The sequence below is a fragment of the Vibrio sp. QJM3NY_26 genome, from assembly GCF_057786005.1.
This window is the reverse complement of sequence record NZ_CM173516.1, coordinates 1605399-1623940: the sequence shown is the minus strand read 5'-3', so window position 1 is coordinate 1623940 and position 18542 is coordinate 1605399. Positions and strand designations below refer to the sequence as shown.

General features: G+C 44.7%; 20 protein-coding genes and 1 pseudogene. 5 read left to right on the top strand and 16 right to left on the bottom strand.

The features are described 5' to 3' along the window. Window positions 1-9 precede the first annotated feature (9 nt). Complete coding sequence (locus tag AC3CH4_RS22510) at window positions 10-1659, bottom strand: GMC family oxidoreductase (RefSeq protein ID WP_488543870.1); 1650 nt, start codon at window positions 1657-1659, stop codon at window positions 10-12. Then, window positions 1652-3253, bottom strand: a complete 1602-nt coding sequence (locus tag AC3CH4_RS22505) for a long-chain-fatty-acid--CoA ligase (protein WP_488543869.1) — start codon at window positions 3251-3253, stop codon at window positions 1652-1654. Before AC3CH4_RS22505 ends, AC3CH4_RS22510 begins: the two co-directional genes overlap by 8 nt. Before the next feature lie 303 nt (window positions 3254-3556). Here AC3CH4_RS22505 and AC3CH4_RS22500 point away from each other — a divergent pair, with 303 nt between their 5' ends. After that, window positions 3557-4582, top strand: coding sequence for an AraC family transcriptional regulator (locus tag AC3CH4_RS22500; protein ID WP_017095742.1), 1026 nt, complete (start codon window positions 3557-3559; stop codon window positions 4580-4582). 270 nt (window positions 4583-4852) lie between these two features. Continuing rightward, a complete protein-coding gene (locus AC3CH4_RS22495) occupies window positions 4853-6004 on the top strand; it encodes an MFS transporter (protein WP_017079268.1) in 1152 nt (383 codons plus the stop codon). A 158-nt stretch (window positions 6005-6162) separates the two neighbouring features. Here the strand turns inward: AC3CH4_RS22495 and AC3CH4_RS22490 are convergent, their stop codons facing one another. The 3 genes and pseudogenes from AC3CH4_RS22490 to AC3CH4_RS22480 form a co-directional block, all read right to left on the bottom strand. Then, a complete protein-coding gene (locus AC3CH4_RS22490; RefSeq protein WP_017079269.1) occupies window positions 6163-6498 on the bottom strand; it encodes a winged helix-turn-helix domain-containing protein in 336 nt (111 codons plus the stop codon). 147 nt (window positions 6499-6645) lie between these two features. Next, a pseudogene (locus tag AC3CH4_RS22485) lies at window positions 6646-7032 on the bottom strand (winged helix-turn-helix domain-containing protein). A gap of 120 nt (window positions 7033-7152) precedes the next feature. Then, complete coding sequence (locus tag AC3CH4_RS22480) at window positions 7153-8046, bottom strand: helix-turn-helix transcriptional regulator (RefSeq protein ID WP_114635309.1); 894 nt, start codon at window positions 8044-8046, stop codon at window positions 7153-7155. A gap of 50 nt (window positions 8047-8096) precedes the next feature. Between AC3CH4_RS22480 and AC3CH4_RS22475 the strand changes: the two genes are divergently transcribed. Beyond that, window positions 8097-9494 carry an MATE family efflux transporter gene (locus tag AC3CH4_RS22475; protein ID WP_428786336.1) on the top strand — a complete coding sequence of 466 codons (1398 nt, stop codon included), beginning with the start codon at window positions 8097-8099 and terminating at the stop codon, window positions 9492-9494. Window positions 9495-9676: 182 nt separating this feature from the next. Here AC3CH4_RS22475 and AC3CH4_RS22470 read toward each other — a convergent pair whose 3' ends face one another. Both AC3CH4_RS22470 and AC3CH4_RS22465 read right to left on the bottom strand, forming a co-directional pair. Next, complete coding sequence (locus AC3CH4_RS22470) at window positions 9677-10072, bottom strand: nitrous oxide-stimulated promoter family protein (protein ID WP_171312824.1); 396 nt, start codon at window positions 10070-10072, stop codon at window positions 9677-9679. A gap of 2 nt (window positions 10073-10074) precedes the next feature. After that, complete coding sequence (locus AC3CH4_RS22465; RefSeq protein WP_372244827.1) at window positions 10075-10590, bottom strand: GNAT family N-acetyltransferase; 516 nt, start codon at window positions 10588-10590, stop codon at window positions 10075-10077. Window positions 10591-10687: 97 nt separating this feature from the next. Between AC3CH4_RS22465 and AC3CH4_RS22460 the strand changes: the two genes are divergently transcribed. Further along, complete coding sequence (locus tag AC3CH4_RS22460; RefSeq protein ID WP_065206160.1) at window positions 10688-10918, top strand: DUF2986 domain-containing protein; 231 nt, start codon at window positions 10688-10690, stop codon at window positions 10916-10918. Window positions 10919-11044: 126 nt separating this feature from the next. Here AC3CH4_RS22460 and AC3CH4_RS22455 read toward each other — a convergent pair whose 3' ends face one another. The 9 genes from AC3CH4_RS22455 to AC3CH4_RS22415 all read right to left on the bottom strand — a co-directional run bounded on the left by AC3CH4_RS22455 (window position 11045) and on the right by AC3CH4_RS22415 (window position 17788). Beyond that, on the bottom strand, window positions 11045-11968 hold the full coding sequence (locus AC3CH4_RS22455) for an ABC transporter substrate-binding protein (protein ID WP_488527948.1): 924 nt from the start codon (window positions 11966-11968) through the stop codon (window positions 11045-11047). 2 nt (window positions 11969-11970) lie between these two features. Next, window positions 11971-12846 (bottom strand): metal ABC transporter permease, encoded by an 876-nt coding sequence (locus tag AC3CH4_RS22450; protein ID WP_488527947.1) that lies wholly within the window; start codon window positions 12844-12846, stop codon window positions 11971-11973. Continuing rightward, window positions 12846-13580 carry a metal ABC transporter ATP-binding protein gene (locus AC3CH4_RS22445; RefSeq protein WP_428784995.1) on the bottom strand — a complete coding sequence of 245 codons (735 nt, stop codon included), beginning with the start codon at window positions 13578-13580 and terminating at the stop codon, window positions 12846-12848. The genes AC3CH4_RS22450 and AC3CH4_RS22445 overlap by 1 nt, the downstream gene beginning before the upstream one ends. Further along, the gene (locus AC3CH4_RS22440; RefSeq protein WP_488527946.1) at window positions 13580-14515 is read right to left on the bottom strand and encodes a metal ABC transporter solute-binding protein, Zn/Mn family; all 936 of its coding nucleotides are present in this window, start codon (window positions 14513-14515) and stop codon (window positions 13580-13582) included. The genes AC3CH4_RS22445 and AC3CH4_RS22440 overlap by 1 nt, the downstream gene beginning before the upstream one ends. Window positions 14516-14564: 49 nt before the next feature. Beyond that, window positions 14565-15158, bottom strand: a complete 594-nt coding sequence (locus AC3CH4_RS22435) for a DUF6162 family protein (RefSeq protein ID WP_171312834.1) — start codon at window positions 15156-15158, stop codon at window positions 14565-14567. Beyond that, on the bottom strand, window positions 15155-15490 hold the full coding sequence (locus AC3CH4_RS22430) for a hypothetical protein (protein WP_488527945.1): 336 nt from the start codon (window positions 15488-15490) through the stop codon (window positions 15155-15157). Before AC3CH4_RS22430 ends, AC3CH4_RS22435 begins: the two co-directional genes overlap by 4 nt. A 115-nt stretch (window positions 15491-15605) precedes the next feature. Then, window positions 15606-16442 (bottom strand): DUF4198 domain-containing protein, encoded by an 837-nt coding sequence (locus AC3CH4_RS22425; RefSeq protein WP_065206166.1) that lies wholly within the window; start codon window positions 16440-16442, stop codon window positions 15606-15608. Window positions 16443-16542: 100 nt separating this feature from the next. Continuing rightward, a complete protein-coding gene (locus AC3CH4_RS22420; RefSeq protein ID WP_061025159.1) occupies window positions 16543-17061 on the bottom strand; it encodes a DUF2271 domain-containing protein in 519 nt (172 codons plus the stop codon). 97 nt (window positions 17062-17158) lie between these two features. Then, window positions 17159-17788, bottom strand: coding sequence for a PepSY-associated TM helix domain-containing protein (locus tag AC3CH4_RS22415; RefSeq protein WP_428786028.1), 630 nt, complete (start codon window positions 17786-17788; stop codon window positions 17159-17161). A 417-nt stretch (window positions 17789-18205) separates the two neighbouring features. On the opposite strand from AC3CH4_RS22415, the gene AC3CH4_RS22410 reads away from it, so the two are divergent. Further along, window positions 18206-18526: a hypothetical protein gene (locus AC3CH4_RS22410; RefSeq protein ID WP_017082146.1), complete on the top strand. Its 321-nt coding sequence runs from the start codon at window positions 18206-18208 to the stop codon at window positions 18524-18526. Window positions 18527-18542: the final 16 nt, after the last annotated feature.

Sequence of the window (18542 nt, the reverse complement as noted above, 5' to 3'; positions counted from 1 at the left end):
CTTCTTGAATTAAACCACAGCTTCGCCTTTCGCTTGAATACTAGATTCTTGCTGACCTAACCCGTATTCCCCTTTGATTTGATCTGCGACTTTTTCAGCAATCATAATGGTTGGCGCGTTGGTGTTTGCCCCAATCAATGTCGGCATCACAGAAGCATCAATGACTCTCAAATTATCCAATCCAAAAACTTTAAGATCGTTATCTACCACGGCTAATGAATCACTACTAGGGCCCATTTTACAGGTCCCGACCGGGTGATACTGAGTGTCTGCACGGTTACGAATGTCTTGCTCGATAGCCTTGTCATCACTGGCGTCCACTGGGTAGAAAGCATTGCCACGGATGTCATCAAACGCCGAACTCTCTAACATTTGATACTGCTTCTTCCAGCCCTTAATCATGATCTCCATATCTTCAGGATGACTGAAAAACGCAGGATCGATCTTAGGCGGATCATAAGGATCACTACTATTAAGCGTTACGGTTCCTATGCTTTTCGGTCGTAGCAAGGTGACGTGAGAGGTAAACCCATGACTGGTATGTATTTTTCGGGCGTGGTCATCTACCACAGCGACGACAAATACAAACTCTAAATCCGGCACGGCGATATGATCTTCTGAACAGAGAAAGCCTATCCCTTCTGCAAAATTACTGGTCATCTTGCCACGACGTTCTTTGTGCCATAGCGGCAGAGCTTTGGTCATTTCAGAGGCCATTTGCAATGAAATACCAAAAGTTTCACGCTTTTCGCTGCATTTGTAAGAATGCACTAAGTCGATATGGTCTTGGAGGTTCTTGCCGACACCGGGTAGTTCGTGAACCAGCTCAATTCCGTGCGCCTCTAGTTCAGCTTTAGCACCGACACCAGACAGTAATAACAACTGGGGAGAACCAAATGCACCAGCAGATAGAATCACCTCTTTGTTGGATCTGATCTGATAACGCTGTCCGTCCGAGCCATATTCAGCGCCAACCGCTTTCTTACCTTCAAACAAGACCTTATGTGTGGTGGCTTTAGTAACGACCGTGAGATTCGATCGTGAAAGGTTTGGCGTTAAGTAAGCCTTGGCAGCGCTGCATCGTTCACCATTCAGCTGAGTGACCTGGGTCGGCATCGCCCCAAACTGAGCAGCACCGTTAATGTCCTCGTTACGAGGCACACCTATCGATTCACACGCCGTTAAATAACGTTCCAGCATAGGGCTTGGCGATCTAAGGTTTGCCACATTAAGAGGACCACCTTGACCATGAAACTCATCTTGATGAACTTCGTTGTTTTCGGCTTTCTTGAAGTAAGGCAGACACGAATCATAGCTCCATCCCGCATTACCCATGCTTACCCATGTATCGTAGTCGGAACAGTGCCCACGAGCGTACATCATGGCATTGATAGAACTAGACCCGCCAAGTGTCTTACCTCTTGGCTGATAACCTCTACGACCATTTAAACCCGGCTGTTCAACGGTTTCGAAAGCCCAATTATTGAGTTTGGTTGGCATCATAGCCACCACGCCAACGGGTGTATGAATGAATGGGCTCGTGTCTTTACCGCCCGCTTCTAACAAGCAAACAGTGACATTAGGATCTTCCGACAACCGAGAAGCCATGACACACCCCGCTGAACCACCGCCAACAACAATAAAATCATAACTATCCATTGGTTGCCTCCGCTATTTCTAGTGGGTGTAGTTCTCGCTTCAAAATTTTGCCGGTTGCTGTCATTGGTAGCCCTTTACGAATAAACACCTTACGAGGGTATTTGTAGTCGGCCAATTGTTCACGACACCAAGCTATCAGTACTTCGCTATCACATTGCGTATGTTCATGCAGCACCACATGAGCGTGAATCTCTTCACCTAGGCGATCATGATGCTCACCCACAACGGCGACCATTTCGACATCAGGATGGCACATCAAAACTTCTTCAACTTCGCGCGGATACACGTTGTAACCACCACGGATAATCATGTCTTTGACTCGGTCAACAATGAACAAGTTGCCGTGCTCATCGGTGCGTCCGATATCTCCGGTTAGGAACCAACCATCTCTAATGGCTTCCGCCGTAGCTTCTGGCCTTTGATAGTAGCCTTTCATGACACTTGGGCTTTTGATGCAGACTTCGCCCAATTCACCCATGGCGACTGAGTTGCCTTGTATATCAGTGATCTTGATAAGGTGACTACACAAAGGTTGACCCACACTGCCAGACAATCGGTCACCATCAATATGATTAAAGGTCGCAACTGGCGCTGTTTCTGATAAACCATAGCCTTCTAATACTGGAAGCTCAAAGCGAGACTCAAACTGTCGAATAACCTCAAGTGGCATAGAAGCACCGCCAGAAACACCCAACCTCAAGCTGTGTTTAACCTGTTCAGAGCGTTTGCTTATTTCTAAACTACTAGAGGAGTCTTCTCCCGCCTTTAATAGTGCGATATACATGGTTGGAACGCCCGCAAACACGCTTACTTTATGGTTAATGATCTGTTCGATCACCAGTGACGGTTCGAAACGCGGAATCAACACCATGGTCGACCCTGTTAGCACACTCGCGTTCATCATGACCGTCTGGCCGAAGCTATGGAATAAAGGCAGTGTGGCCATTGTGGTGTCGCTGTACTCCAATCGCATTAGATACTGTGACGACATGGCATTGGTTTGCATATTGGTGTGAGAAAGCTCTGCGCCTTTTGGCTGACCTGTCGTACCTGAAGTATAAAGAATCACAGCGGTATCATCACCATGGCAAGCCACAGACTCAAAAGGGATCAAAGGTTGTGCTAACCAGTCAGCGATTGATTCATGCTGCTCGTTTCTTTCTGAAGTCGTGTCTGCGCCGGTTGGGATGGGCATCTCGACAAAGTGCTCACAATGGTTTGCCTGTTCGAAACCTTGTAAGCCATAACGACCGATGGGCAGCTCTTCACTGCCCTCAAAGCATAAATAGGCTTTCGCGTCCGAGTCATTAAGGTGGTAAGCGATCTCTCTTGCTTTAAATAACACGTTCAAAGGCACCACGACGCAGCCTGCTTTCAGAATTCCATAATAGGCAATCGGGAAATACGTGACATTCGGACACGACAACGCGACCTTATCTCCTTTCTTGAGCCCCAGCCTCTTTAAATTAGCGGCGACGTTTCCAGAAAGTTGTTCCAACTGAGAAAAGCTGACTTCATCCGTCCCCATTCGCAGAGCGACTTTATTTGGGAAAAGCGAAGCGCTGCGCTCCAAGTTAACAGCAAGATTGTGCATCCATGATCTCCTTATTCGGCTTAGACCTATTAGTCACGGTCACCGTAGACGTTGTTGTGTTTTGTTTCGAATATGTGTTTAACCTATGTTCATTTGCTCTTTGCTTTCGTTTCTAATCTATTGTTATTTCGACCCTATGCACACGTGTCCGTGTATGACTTATTAAATTACAACATTTTGATAACACTCTGCAAAGGTTGCAAAAAGACAAAAAACGGTGATATTCGGACATAATTGCAACACAGCCGACGAAAAGATGTCCGTGGTTAAGATAGAATAAGAACACTCAACAAGAGGCATATTATGGAATACACCGCAGTTTACGAACCGGATATGCAGGCATTTGGAATTCTTGATCTTCAACTATTGTCTCGCTATTTTTCATCATCCTTGACGGTCGATACGTTATTGAAAGGCAGTAACATCGATGAGTTCCAGCTTAATACGCCAGATACCCACATCACGCTCGCACAAAAATTAGCGGTGTTCAGTAACGCGCTTGAGAGTTCCAACGTAGAGGGGCTAGGACTAAAAGTTGGACAGGAAGCCCGATTCAGTGATTTTGGTGTGTTGGGTTACGCAGTGTTCAGCAGTGAGACACTGTTAGACGCTCTTTTAATGGGCTTCAAATATCTGCGTCTTGCGGGCCCTGTTCTCAAGAAGACCATGTCCGTTGAACATCAAACCGGATACTTTCGCGCTGAGCAACTTATCGAGCTCGACTCTTTGTTGCCTTTCTGTTGTGAGTATTGGTTTTCCGCCATTCAAAGTTTGTGTGAAGAAGTGCTACAACAGCCGTTTCCCTCTCTTGTGATCCGCTTCCCTTACCCTAAACCTACTTATGGCGATCTCTATCAGGAGATTTTCCGTTGCCGTGTAGAGTTTGATTGCGAGCAGCTTGAATGGCAGTTCGATGCAACACGCCTATATTCACCTTTACCAACGGCTAACCCAATCACCTTACAAATGTGTTTGAAATCTTGTGACGACATGTTGGCTAGAGTCAGCGCGCCCACCAGCCTTAAAGAGAAGATCTCACAAATGTTTATTGAAAGGCCTGGCTGTTACCCTTCCATTGAGGCGCTATCCACAGAATTAGGAATGTCTTCTAGAACACTACGTAGACACCTTAAAGCTGCAGACACGAGCTATCAGAAAATATTGGATCACGTGCGATTTCACCTCTCTCGACACTATCTTTCATCGACGCATATGAGTATTGAAGAGATCTCCGATAGAGTGGGTTTTTCGGACAGTGCGAACTTTCGGCATGCCTTTCGTAGGTGGAGCGGCAGCTCGCCCAGACAATACCGAAAAGAAGTGGTCTAACACGATTAAACGCCCTAAATTAAAATCTGATGAATACAACGAATCTCTCTCCGTCTTTCAAATTAAATAGTCGTTTGAACAACGCTTTATCGGCTATTTAACCGCAGAAAATATCGCGAAAACATGAAATATCACAACGGTATTTTAGCCAACAAACACGATAAATTTCTTTTATCTTAACGACCATTTTTATTCGTTTTACCCAATTCAGTTTCTCCCCCATAGTCGCGGAAAATTCATCGTTTCTTTTACTATTTAGAGGCTCCTGCATTGGACAACATCCAACCAACAACTCGCATAACTGTTCCTGTTATTGCATTGTCTTTTTACGCGATCGCTTCAGGCTACTTAATGAGTTCATTACCATTAATGCTGTCTGAGTATGGCTTAGACAGTAATCTATCGAGTTGGTTGGCGAGTGCCTTTTATGCAGGTCTTTTAGCGGGTACGTTATTGATTGAGCGTGCGATCGCTCGCGTTGGTCACAAAGACGCTTTCGTCATTGCACTTAGCGTATTTATCGCAACAATTCTTGTATTACCGTTGGCGCCACATCAATCAGTTTGGTTGTTGGCTCGTTTCGTCGCGGGTGTATCAGTCGCTGGGATCTTTGTGATTGTGGAATCTTGGCTAATGAGCGGTGAAGAATCTCAACGTGCGAAACGTTTAGGGGTTTACATGTGTTCGTTATATGGCGGTTCGGCCGTTGGTCAACTTGGCATCGGATACCTTGGTATTACGGGCGGCGTGCCTTTCATTGCAATGTTCACCTTGCTGTTTGGAGCAATCATTGTATTGATGTACGGACAAGCAACAGCACCACAAATTCACGATGCGCAGTCTTTATCACTGAAACAAATCAGCAAGCTAAGTCACAGCGCTTTGATTGGCTGTATTGTATCTGGGTTAACACTTGGGTCTATTTACGGATTGATGCCTGTAGAACTCGCTCAGCGCAACATCGCACACCAAGACATTGGCGGTTTGATGGCGTTAGTGATTATGGGTGGTATGGCCGTTCAACCAATGGTGACGTGGTTGTCTCACCACATAGGACAAGTGTTATTAATGGCTCTGTTCTGCCTGCTAGGGGTTGCAAGCATTGGTGTGCTCACTATCAACCATGATTTTTACGTTCTTGGTATGAGCTTGTTTGTTTTAGGTATGGCGACCTTTGCACTTTACCCAATTGCGATTAACTTGGGTTGTCGTAACTTAGACCCGAGCTACTTAGTTTCAGTGACTCAAGTTATGTTGTTGTGTTACAGCATCGGCTCTGTAGCAGGGCCATTGGTTGCGGATAGCTTTATGGATTCACAAGCAGGCTTATTCACTTACCTGTTCGCGTCTCTACTCGCTACAACCATCTACATGCTAATTGCTAGCCTAAAACGTTCTCCTCTACAGATTGCAGGCGAGTAAATGGAATAGACAGGCACAAGAACTGTATCACTAGGGCTCTTAGTTATGACTTCCCGTCTAAATTAAGAGCCCTTTTTGTTTTATGTCGCCTGGAGGAAAGATCGACAAAAAACCAATAGCAAATAGCAAATAGCAATAAAATCTATTATTTCAGAAGGTTAAGGTTGAAATACGTAACCTTCACCAGTAATCGTGATGATTAATCCGTCTCCGAATAATGATCTAATTTCGGATATCGCAACAATCACAGATGAGTTGGTCACTTTCTCACTTTCCCAGCCAATCTTCTTTAATTGGCCAACACTGAACAGTTCACCTCGATGTCGATTCATAAATAAAATGATCTTTCGGTACGCCAAAGGCATGGTAGCCAGTACGTAACCATTTTCAACATTGCGAATGAGTTTGGTGTTGAGTTCAACAATTTTACCGTTTAGTTCAAGTACTACGTTGTTTTCAGAGTGGTTCGTTTCTATTGCAGGATAAGAGTCCATTTTTATATCATTCCCTTACTATATAGCCAGCGACAAAGTCAGATTCGATCGTATTTATATAACGTCGCTTATAAGTGGACGTTTTAGATTTGACGATAATCAATGGAATTCGTACGGTAAAGAGATTAAATTTTTATTATTAATATATTAACAGGATATCAATAGAAGATTATTTATTACTCCATGACATACCCTTCGTTGGAAACGGTTTGTATACAACGGCAGTCAAGAATCCTCCTTATCTCGTAAATAGCAACCAACACAGATGCAGATGTCACCGCTTTACCAGCCCAGCCTACACGCTTCAAAATTTGCTTGCTCACCACTTGGCCTCTGTTCAGGTAAAGATAGAAAAGTACTTTACGATGAGGCTCAGCAAGCGTTCCTATTATTGAACCACAACCCTGCTTGCGTACGATTTTAGTGCCTGATTGAAACTCTTTATTGTTTAAAATGAGCTTCGACGGAAGAGCTAAATCATCCGTCTCACTGATAACTTGGTGCATTAATTCCTCGCATTGCATATGCAGTCACCCTCTTGGATATTTCCAATAGTACCGAATAGAGTAAAAATACTAAATTGATAGATAGCTCAATACGGTAATATTACTGCAAAGCTTGATCTTGCGTAATTGATCGAGGAAATAAGCAAGGCTAACCAAGAAGTCGATGGCTTTTTCGATACTGGCTGGGTGACAGACCAAAATGTTTTTTGAAACGATGTGAAAAGTTATAAGGATCTTTGTAGCCCAACCGATTCGCAATCATAGAGACTGACCAATCTTGATATTTCAGCAAACTGGTGGCTTTATCCATGCGTAATTGAATCAATTTACTGCGTGGTGACAGGTTGAATAGCGTCTTGGTGACTCTATTGAGCTGCTCTTCACTGATGAACACCCTTTCGGCCATCCCTGCGACGGTCCATGGCTGGTGCAGACTGCTTTCAATCTCGTTATAGAGTGCTTGAACACGTGCTGTGGTGCTGGTCGATTTGGGTTCAAACCCCGTCAACGTTCGGATGATTTCACTCAAAAGTAACTTACGGTAACTGGCTCTACCGCCTATCTCAAAGTAAACCAAGTTCATTAATGACCAGATCTGCTCACACTCTCCGAACGGCACTATCCCCTGACCTAAACTTGCTATGTGCTGCCATTGCTGCGTATCGGGCGTCAGCATCCACGCCATTTTCCAATAGTTGTATTGAGGATCAAGCTCAAAACGAAATGGGGTTTCGGCAGGAAGAACCACCAGCGTATAAGGCGTAATCGCTTGTACCGAAGTTGAAGTGGTTAGAATTCCGCCCCCTTCTTGAGTAAAAATCAACGTATGAACATTAACGGATTCGCGCTCAACCCAGTAGCCATCATATAGCTTCGCCATGCCGCCCATATAGACACCAAAGCTTTTCATCTCTGGAATATCTTCAACGGTCAAAAAACGTTCTTTGCACTGTTCAGCGAGAAAAACATCATCGTGCCAAGTTGATTTTGGTCTCATTGAATCAATGACGGATTCGCACAGGTTTTGTTGTTTTTTAAACATGTTGTTACTTCGCTCAAAACACTATAGTTCTGCCATAAATCGGAGAGCTTATGACAACTAACATCAACCCTAACTCATCTATGAATAACAAGCCAGAGAGCATCTTACCTCGTATCGTTAAACTTGGTTTGCCTGTTGCTTTGCAAAGTGCGCTTGTCGCTATTCTTGCCCTTGCTGACGTATTAATGGTCAGTGATTATGGTATGGAAGCAGCTGCTGCTGTGGGAATTGCGTCAAAATGGCACTTCGTTGCGATTATGATTATGGCAGGGTTGGCCTCAGCAAACGGTACATTAGTCGCTCAATACTGGGGAAAGAATGACCGAAAAAGCGCACGAACAGTATCCTCGATTGCGATGATATTTGGCTTAAAAGTTCTGTTGCCTGTTACTGCAATCATCACTCTTGGTTCTCAGTTTTTAATGATGTTGCAAACCAGCGATCAAACCGTGATTGAACTTGGTGCGACTTACCTATGGTATGGCTTCCCTGTTCTACTTCTGACTCACATTGTTGTCGTGGTAGAAGCTAGCATGCGCTCATCAGGTGACACCGTAACTCCGCTATTATTAGGTGGCGTTACCATCGCACTCAACATTGCGCTTAACTTCGTTCTTATTAAAGGTGCTTTCGGCATTCCAGCAATGGGCGTAGCAGGTGCGGCATTGGCAACAACCTTAGCGCGATTGATTCAAGTGGGCTTAATGTATAGCTACATGCGTATGCGTAAACATTGGCTATTAACGACACCGAGCTCACCACATCGCCCGTCATTGTGGTTGTCTTACCGTCGCATTGCTTTGCCGTTGACGATGAATGCTGTGTTGTGGGCAATGGGTACCATGGCATATCAAATGATCTTCGGTCACATGGGCACGACTGAGCTTGCCGTGTTCTCGATGCTCGCACCATTTGAATCGCTGTGTTACTCGATCTTCTTTGGTATCTCAGTGGCGTGTTCTGTTTTGTTAGGCCATTCATTAGGCCGTGATGAATTTGATGACGCGATGAGCATGGGTCTAACATTCATTAAAGCCGTCGTTGGTTTTGGCGCGGTCGTTGGGTTGCTACTGTTTATGGGTAAAGAACATGTTCTATCATGGCTAAACCTTTCTACCGATGCATTGTACCCACTCGCTGCACCTGCAATGACTATTATGTGTTTTGCGGTAGTCATTCGCATGCTCAACATGGTGATCATTAACGGTATTATTCGTGCTGGTGGTGATAACGCTTTTTGCCTGCGAATGGATTTCATCGCGATGTGGATGGTGGGTATTCCAGTATGTGTTTACAGTGCGTTTGTCGCTGGATGGGATTTCAAATACATCTATGGTCTGATGTTGGTAGAAGAAGTGGTGAAGTTAGCTATATGCTCGCACCGATACTTGAGCCGACGCTGGATCAACAACCTCACAGTGACCTACGACGAGCCTCAAGCGGCATAAGTTACCTGTCTACCTGCCTAGCTACCTAGCTACCTAGCTACCTAGCTACCTAGCTACCTAGCTACCTAGCTGCATTCAAGCTTAGATAGAAGTGTATCTACATCAAAAAGGTCTGAGTAATCAGACCTTTTTTGTTTCGATTACTTTCACATTACACATACTTTCACACAGTAAACAATGTGTTACTTCTTATTCATTCGGATATGGCGGTTCGACACATTCGGCAATGGCTTCTCTGGCACTTTCCGCTTCTCATGTATCAAATGTCGTACCGCTAAAATCGGATGCTTGAGTAGCATTCTTGGCCCAGCATATCGCATCACTAAACGCATCTGCTCTTTAGGGTCAGGCTTATAGCAATGAATTGGACACTTATTGCAGGTTGGTTTCGCCTCACCATAAGGACAGCGATCAAGTCGCGTCTCTGCATAACGCAACAGTTGCTCACACTCTTCACATAACGCGTTATTTTGACGAACCGCACCATGGTGATCTTTGCAATAGATGTGCACCATCGCAATAACAGTTTTGTACTCGGTTGCGAGTTCGCCTTGCAGAATATTGTTATGTTGAAACATGATTAATTACTCAGTGATAAACCGTACAGGTTGAGGTTGACGTTTTCACTTAACACGTCCTCGACTCGCTCAAACACAAAACCCAACTTAGTCAGCAGTGCGATGCTTCGAATATTATCAGAGGTCGTGATGGCAACTAAATGATCGATATCAGCATTATGTTGAGCTTGTTCAATTATCGCTTGCGCCGCTTCCAATGCAAAACCTTGCCCATAGACTTCAGGGACAAAACCATAACCAATATCATGCGCCTCTAGTGTGTCTCTTTTAATCAAACCACAGACACCGATTGGCGTTGAAGACTCTTTCATTTCGACCATCAGTAAACACACACCCTTCTCTCTATACATCTTAAGAATGTTGTTTTCGATGTATTCAACAGCCTTGCCAGTATCTGTAATTTCCTTGTCTCCGATGTAACGCAGGAAATCTTCTGAGCCATATAATCGTTGGATAAACGCCGCATCTTGAGGTGTGCTCATTCTTAATCTTAAACGTGCGGTCTCGACTGCCTGCATAGTGATATTTTCCTTGCTGAATACCATGTAAATATTGAGTTCTAGATCTAAAATGATTATCCTCCACCGCATAAACTAAATACAAGGCTATGCAGCAATGAACCGTAAGAAAAAAATCAATCAAATTCTAAAGAAAAGACAGAAACAGGCGACGTCTAAACTGCATGGTAGCAACAAGCCTCGCTATATTTCTAAAGCTGACCGCGCAAAAATGGAAGCTGAAGAGCAAGCAAAAGCCGCTCAAGAGCAAGCGGAAGGATCGGTAGAAGCTTCTGTTGAATCTGAAGAAGCTGGTATCGAAACTAAAGATACAAAAGCTGCAGAGTAAGTTTTAAACTAGCAGTATTCTTGCCCAGCACTCTGACCAGAGCCAACGGACAAGAACAAAAAAAGCAGCCTCTATTTGGGCTGCTTTTTTGAACGAGCGGTTTATTAGCTAAATTGTTTTAACCACTTAACCTTTGAAAGGCTCAACTTCCCAGCGAGCAAATGGCGTTTTTGCGTTAATCCCTGCTCTTCCCCAACGGTCTACGGAATCAACAACAAGAATTCGCTCATTCGGTACCAGCGACTTAATCAACGTCGTTGGCTTTTTCGCTGTGACTAACCATAACGCGTCATCTTCTGAAAACATCGCTTTGAGTTTCGCTTTATCTTGCTCTGTCCATTCCAGTTCTGCTTTGAACATACGCGCTTCAACAAACAGTTGGCTACCCGAAGCAAAATCTTCCAAGCTTTCTGAAAGCAACAACACTGAATCTACGTCGTTATCCAGTAATACCGCTTGTTGTTTGTTAATCAGTTCACGAACATCAAGCATTACACGCTGTAAGTTGCTATCAATCGTGTTTGCTTGCGCTGGCCACAATAGCTTAAAGTCATCAGCCACAATTGCCGCCATACGCGTTAAGTTTGTCGGGTTTAACCACGCGTACTTAGACACTTCACCATTTGATAACGTCAGCGCAGCGACACCTTGTGCTCGTGGAGTAGTCGCTTGAGCCGCATCCACCTCTACCAAACGGATGTTGCCTTGTCTTGCGTATACAAATGTAGGATCAGCTTGCCAGATAGATGACAGCGTTAATGCTACGGTCGCCTTTTCTCCTGATTGAAGGACTTTGCTCGCCCCCTTAGTGCCAAACCAATTAGGCAAGCGATCAATACCGTAGCGTTTTGGTGGTAAGTATTCAGTCGTAATGTCAGTGCCTTTGGTGAGCTCAGTCGCCAACGCATAGGTCACCGGCGTACTGGTTAGGATATCTTCGGCATTAGCGCTGAAAGACACCATTGAGGCACCTAACAACATGCTGCTGACCGCACTCACTTGAGCCGTTGCTTTTAGTGAACTTGAAATACGATTCATTAAAGAAGTCATGATTATGCCTTTCTTACAATTCGGTATAGCGTTGCCGCTAGGAAAAACGTTGCAGAAACGATGATGATTGAAGCACCGGATGGTACTGGCAGTTTAAGTTCCATCGGTAATACTGTTCCGACCAAACACGCGATGGTTGCCAGTAACGCAGACAACAAAACAAAGCTGCCCATGCGTTTAGTCAGCAATCGAGCCGTAGCTCCAGGAATCAGCAATAACGCGCCAACCAGAACCGCACCCACTATTTTCACCGCTGCAATCGTCACTAGAGTGATCATCATGACAAACAGGTAGTCGTAGAAGCTGGTGTTATAGCCACGAACCTTGGCAATATCGGGGCTAATACAAGTCAAAAGAATGCGGTTGAACGTCGGTATCAAGAGCAAAATGATGATCGCGCAGCTGCCTGCGAGAATTGCTAAATCTTGGTCTGTTACTGTCAGAATCGATCCAAATAACACGTTCTCAAGCATGTGGATATTGATCTTACGTGCTACGTACATCAGCAATGCCGCGCCTACTGCCAATGCTAGCGCAAGGAAAACTCCGACTAAAGTATCGTATGGCACATTGGTTCTGTTTCTTACAAAATGAAGAAGCAAAGCAAAGATCATACAGAAACTAAACAGACCAATAATTGGGTTTTCTGGTGGCTCACCAAGCAAAACACCGATAGCAATACCAGTTAATGCGGCGTGACCTACCGCTTCAGAGAAAAAAGCGAGACGCTTTGCAATCACCAAAGTACCAAGGCCACCTAATAACGGGCCAAGTAATAGCGCCGCAACCAAGGCATTCACCATGAACGCATACATGAAGCTGTCTGATAACCAACCCGCTTCAACGCCACTTGCGGCAAGTTGTCGTAACCATTCCATTACGCAACCTCCTTCGATTTAACGATAGCTGCGCCACTGCTGTAGTGCTGGAATAGACTCTCAATCTTACTTGGATGTAGTACCTGTTCATGTGGACCACTATCCACCAAGAATCGATTCACAACATGCACATTCGCTTCAAGGCGACGCACTGCGGTTACATCATGGTGAACCGCAAGGATCGTACGGCCTTCATCAACACATTCACGAATTAGAGATTCAAGATAACGAACGCCCTGCTCATCCATACCGGTCGTTGGTTCATCCAACACCAGTAAGCTTGGGTTATCCAACAACGCTTGAGCAAACAACACACGTTGCTGCTCACCACCCGACAACTGTCCCATTCGGCGATCGCTACGTGTCGCCATACCGACGCGATCCAATTGTGCTAATGCAAGATCCAATTGCTTGGACTTACGACGCCAAAATAGCGGAATTCGAGTTTGGTTAAGCAACACGAAGTCCATGACCGTCAGAGGTAAGCTCGATTCGAAGGTCGCTTTTTGAGGAACGTAACCAATACTTGGCTTTTCTGGCCAGTGGATATTGATTTGACCAGAGAAAGGCGTAAGTCCAAGTACAGATCGCAACAAAGAAGTTTTGCCTCCACCGTTTGGTCCCATAATCACATGACACTCACCCGCTTTAAGTTCTAGCGAGATATCATCAAGAATCACATTGTTATCGTATTGCAGGCCGAGTTTATTAATTGAGATTGATGGACCTAACATTATGCGTTCCCGCTTTTAACTTGGTTCGCCGCCGCAAATTTCATTGCTTCGATTAACGTTTCTAGGTTTTTCTTCATCTCAACTTCCACTTTATCGTCTTCATATTCGCCATGCGTCATGTGAGAAAAACGGTAAAGCTGAACACCTGTTTCCGCTTCAATGGTGTCAACAAAGCGGTTTGGCATGTTGAGCTCATAGAACAGAACATCAATGCCCGAAGCGCGGATCTTTTCGATCGTATCTTGCAGTTGGCTCGCACTTGGCTCAACACCGTGTGCTGGCTCAATCACCGCCGCGACATCAACACCAAACTCTTGCAGAATGTACCCATAAGCATTGTGCGTGGTCGCCACTTTCATGCCTGATGTATCGAGTTCACCTAATGACAACATCGCATCACGCTTCATAAAGCGAAATTTCTTGGCGTATTTACGCGCGTTCTTACGATAAAACGCCGCGTTGTCAGGGTCGAGCTTAGATACTTCGCTCGCGATCGTGTAAACCTTTTGAATCGTTGTAGAAAGGCCAACAAACGTATGCGGGTTCACTGCACCTTGACCAACAGACTGACCTAATGCTGGAAGTAGAGGCACTTCTTTGTTCGCTTCGATCACCACTAAGTCATCACGTTGCGCGGCTGAAATCACTTTAAGCGCGAAGTCATCGTGACCAATACCGTTTACCACGATCGCATCCATCTGGCTCAATCGCTTTAAATCATTCGGTTGTGGCAAGTAGTTATGCGGATTAAAGCCAGCATCAACCAATGGAAGGATGTTCACTTTGTCACCCACCACCGCTTTTACGTAGCTGTAGTAAGGCTGAAGGGTTATGCCAATCGTCAGCTTGTCGCTGTCGATCTTGTATTCTTTTGCCAATGCATTGGGTGCCATGAACACCGCCAATAACGACATGAACAGAGTCATAATTCGCATAGTAAATCTCTTATTATTAGTGAGCATTTTGTTTTTCGAGAGTCCGGGATTAATGTGAAGAAGCATCATGCTGCTCAACTTCTGATTCATTGACGACCATTTTCCAGCCTGCAGATTCCAGTGTGTTCTCATCAAAATTAGTCGGTTGACTTGCTACGCCACCAAAGAAAATCCAGATTTCAGGAGAAACGATGTTCGCGTTTAAAATAAAGGAATCAGCAAAGCCATGATCGCTTTGTGCAGCTTGTTCACTTGGTGTCGCGTATTCGCTTGGCGTAGAAAAGTAGTAACCACGCTCGTCCAATAACCAAGTATGAGAACCTTTACGTTTCCAACTCTGGTCTTCAACAAATGGCGCGACCCATTCATCTTTAAGTGATACGACACTTGGCCATTCGCCATCAGAGTCCATACGCAGGTCGCGAATCTCTTCATGCGCTAAACGCAGCTCTGACAACATTGCCAAGTTTTCTTGTTCAACATCGGTCACCAGAATTTGATGATCAAGTACCGCTTTTACGTGGGATTCTGCTTGATGAAATGGAATAGCGACCGTAGCAAAGCTCAGAATGAACACAATGATAAGCCCTACCCATTTGCCTTCTCTGCCACCCGTGTCAGCACGTACGCCTTGAATCATCATTTCTCGCTGATCTCAACAACATCGACTTCAACAGGAAACTCATGGCCTGAATCGAATACAAGGTAGAACTCAGTGTCAGGATTTGGGAATTCAACGATAGAGCGTTTATCTGTCATCTCTTTTGCAATCAAGTTGTCTTCGTAGTCGTACATCTCAACCGCGTAATCAATCGCTTTGCTACCATCAGAGTAACCCGCTTCACAGGCCACGGTTTTGCCTTCAAACCAGCAACTCATCAGTGGAAAGTGTGCTTGCGCAGGTAATGCCGCGAAACCAAGTCCCAGTGCCAAGCATGGAATGATTATCGATTTTAGTTTTGTTTTTATTGTCATGGTTCGTACCCTAGCCACAGTGCAAATTCTCAGAAGTTAACTGAGCGATAAAGGGCTCAAATGAGCCCTTAAGTTTTTAGTTGCTTAATCAGGAATCGAGCCCCGATATCACAGATTATTGAAGCAATGCTTCGAACGTTAGGTGAACGTTCGCGCTTGCTTTGTCTGCCAGTGGGTTGTCAATCAACTCACCTTTGTAGTTCGCTTTCATTACATAACGACCCGCTACGTCTGGAGTGAAGGTAATTTCACCGTTCTCGTTACTCACAACATCAATCTGCTCTTGGTGGTTACGGTAAAGCGTGCCTTCTCGAGTGATCTCCGCTTTCACGTCTTTCTGGATTTCACCGTTGTAGAAGAATTGGAAAGTCACTGGTTCACCTTCAATGATGTCTGAAGGGTGCGTTACTGGCTTCATTTCAAGTAGCTTGCCTTCAATTTTGAAGACTGAATCCGATGGCTTGCCCACTGTGATGTAGCTTTCTGCACGAGTGAAGCTGATTTGTGTTACCACGTCACGCGACTTTTCAGGAAGAACTGAATCACGTTCCGCTTTGTTTGCTTTGATCCATTTCACTGTGTCACGACGACCCGCTTTGTATTGCGTGTAGTAAGAAGGCTCATTGTTGATCGCCACTTTGTGTGTGCCTTCTTCTTCAAAATAGAAGTCGAAGATTGAACGACGTTTACCGCGAACAACAAAGTTTGGACGCTCGCTGCGACCGTCTGGCATGATGACATGAGCGTTTTCACTGCCTGCTGGCTTATCGAAAACGAACGTACCGTGAGATGCAGTCACGTCGAACGTTAGCCAGTCACCGCCTTCTTTCGATACAGTAAAGTGAGATGGTAGTATCCAACGCGGGTGAGCTTGCGCTGTTGTCGTTGCGGCTAGGCCGAATGCCATCACACCCGCTAGAGCAAGTGCTTTGATTTTTGTTTGTTTCATCATGTTCAATTCCATTATTTATAATTGTTAGCCGTGTCGCTCTATCTGAGCCTACGATGATTGCTGTCTATTCTGTTCAGTTTGCTTTTGCTATTCGTGCTTACTATTTAGCGATGTAGTTCAGAGTGATTTCACCCGTCTCTTCCGTCGCCTTTAGCTCATAAGAAGCGTTTGAATCTGTTAGCGATACTTTTTGACGAAGGTAATTACGGCCACCGTGTTCGCGAACAACTTCGATATGAACCGTGTACTCGCCCTGTTCTAGAGTTTGGCCATCATCGCTCTTACCATCCCAAACGAAGCGGTACTGGCCAGCAGGGCGCGTTGCAGACGTCACTGCATCAACCAATTCACGATCGTAACGCCCAACCTTTCTCCACCAGCTACGTAAATCTTTAAGCCATTCATCTTTACCGACCCAAAGCTCAATGGTTTTCACTGACTTTCGTTCGCTGTTCTCTACCCACACCGCCACATAAGGACGTGCGTACATAGAGGTATCAATCTTTGGAAGCTTAAAGTTCACATCAAGTTTTGCCGTATCAGGGATCGCTTGTGCCATACCTAGGCTTGGCAAAAGAGATAATGCAAGAAGCGCCTTGCTCCAGTTCATTTTTTTCATGTTTAACAACCTTTTAAATCCGTTTAACCTTTAATTCGCTCTTCAAGTTGATTCACCAAGCTGACTCATCAACCTGATTGATCAAGCTAATTAAGAATTAAGGTACGGCGACAAAATAGATAGCAAGAGAGATTGCAGACCCAAACACCGTCCATTTAATGGAGGTATTGAGCGTTTTTTTCTTAGGTAACAATAAGCACACGCCAGTCAGCACAAAAAAGATCATCAGCAGAGCAGTGATATCGATGAACCACTTCCAAACTTCACCGCTGTTACGGCCTTTGTGTAGGTCGTTCAAAAGCGCGATAATGCCGTAATTGGTGGTTTCGACTTCCACCATTTCAGACGTCACGTCAACGAACACAGAGGCGTTGTAGCCTGGTCCTTTGAAGTCCATAGACACTTCGCCGATGAGCAACTCACCGTTTTCAATCTCTGCGTAGATGTCTAAACCTGAAGGAACGCCAGATAAGTTGGCTTCTTCAAACAAAAACGTTTCAAAGGTCGTTTCGTCGGCTTTCAATCGTCCTTCTTGTATCGTGAATAAATTCGCAGGAAGCGTTAACGTAGACCGTTGGATATTGGGTTGTGTTGATTCAAATAACTCAGGGCGATTAAGGGTGATGCCTGTCACTGAGAAGAAAAGAACAACGAACAGAAGTGCCATTGAAATATAAACATGAAGTCGACGAGCCCATGATTGAACCGCCCTACTTTTTAACGACATACAAACCAATACCTATAAATTTTATGGCGTCAATTTAGTTGATAATCATTCGTATTGGCATTCAATTTACATTGTTTACGTTTGCCGAGCAGCGTAAGGAAATTTACATAACATTACATGGGAAGTAATCGAACTGTTTATCTACTCTGTTAACATGTAAATCTTGTTAACGTTTAGAGTTAGCGGTAATAACTGGTTAAAACGTCAATCAAGGGCACAAACGTCAATCTGATTCAGCCGAAAGATCATCGATAGAAACCAATAGGTGGATACACCGTGCATTCAAGGAAAGAAAACTGGAAGTATTTAGAACTGAGATCACTATCAAGATCATTAACATCACGATCTGTTCAAGAGTAGTTTAAGCTTATTGTCTATAAAACGAGCATGGCGATACATGTTTAAAAGGATTTTGAAATGCGTATTATTATTTTAGCTTTTACCCTGTTGGTAACGGCTTGTACTAGCCAAATTATCGGCACTGACGAACATATCGAGAGTTATATCGGCTCCAATATTGCCGACGCCCAAAAGTTATATTTAACGCCTCACTCTCAAGCTGTTTCATTTTGGGAGTCGCGCACGTTTGCTTGGGTAGAAACTCAAACCCCACTCGAGAATGGCGAAACACAACATGCTTTCAAAAACCCCTATCGTGACTGCACTATCAACTGGGTTGCTGACCAAAACGGAATGATCATCGCGGGATCGCACAGTGGCGAGATGTGTAGCCCTTAGTTTTGCCTTTGCTCAT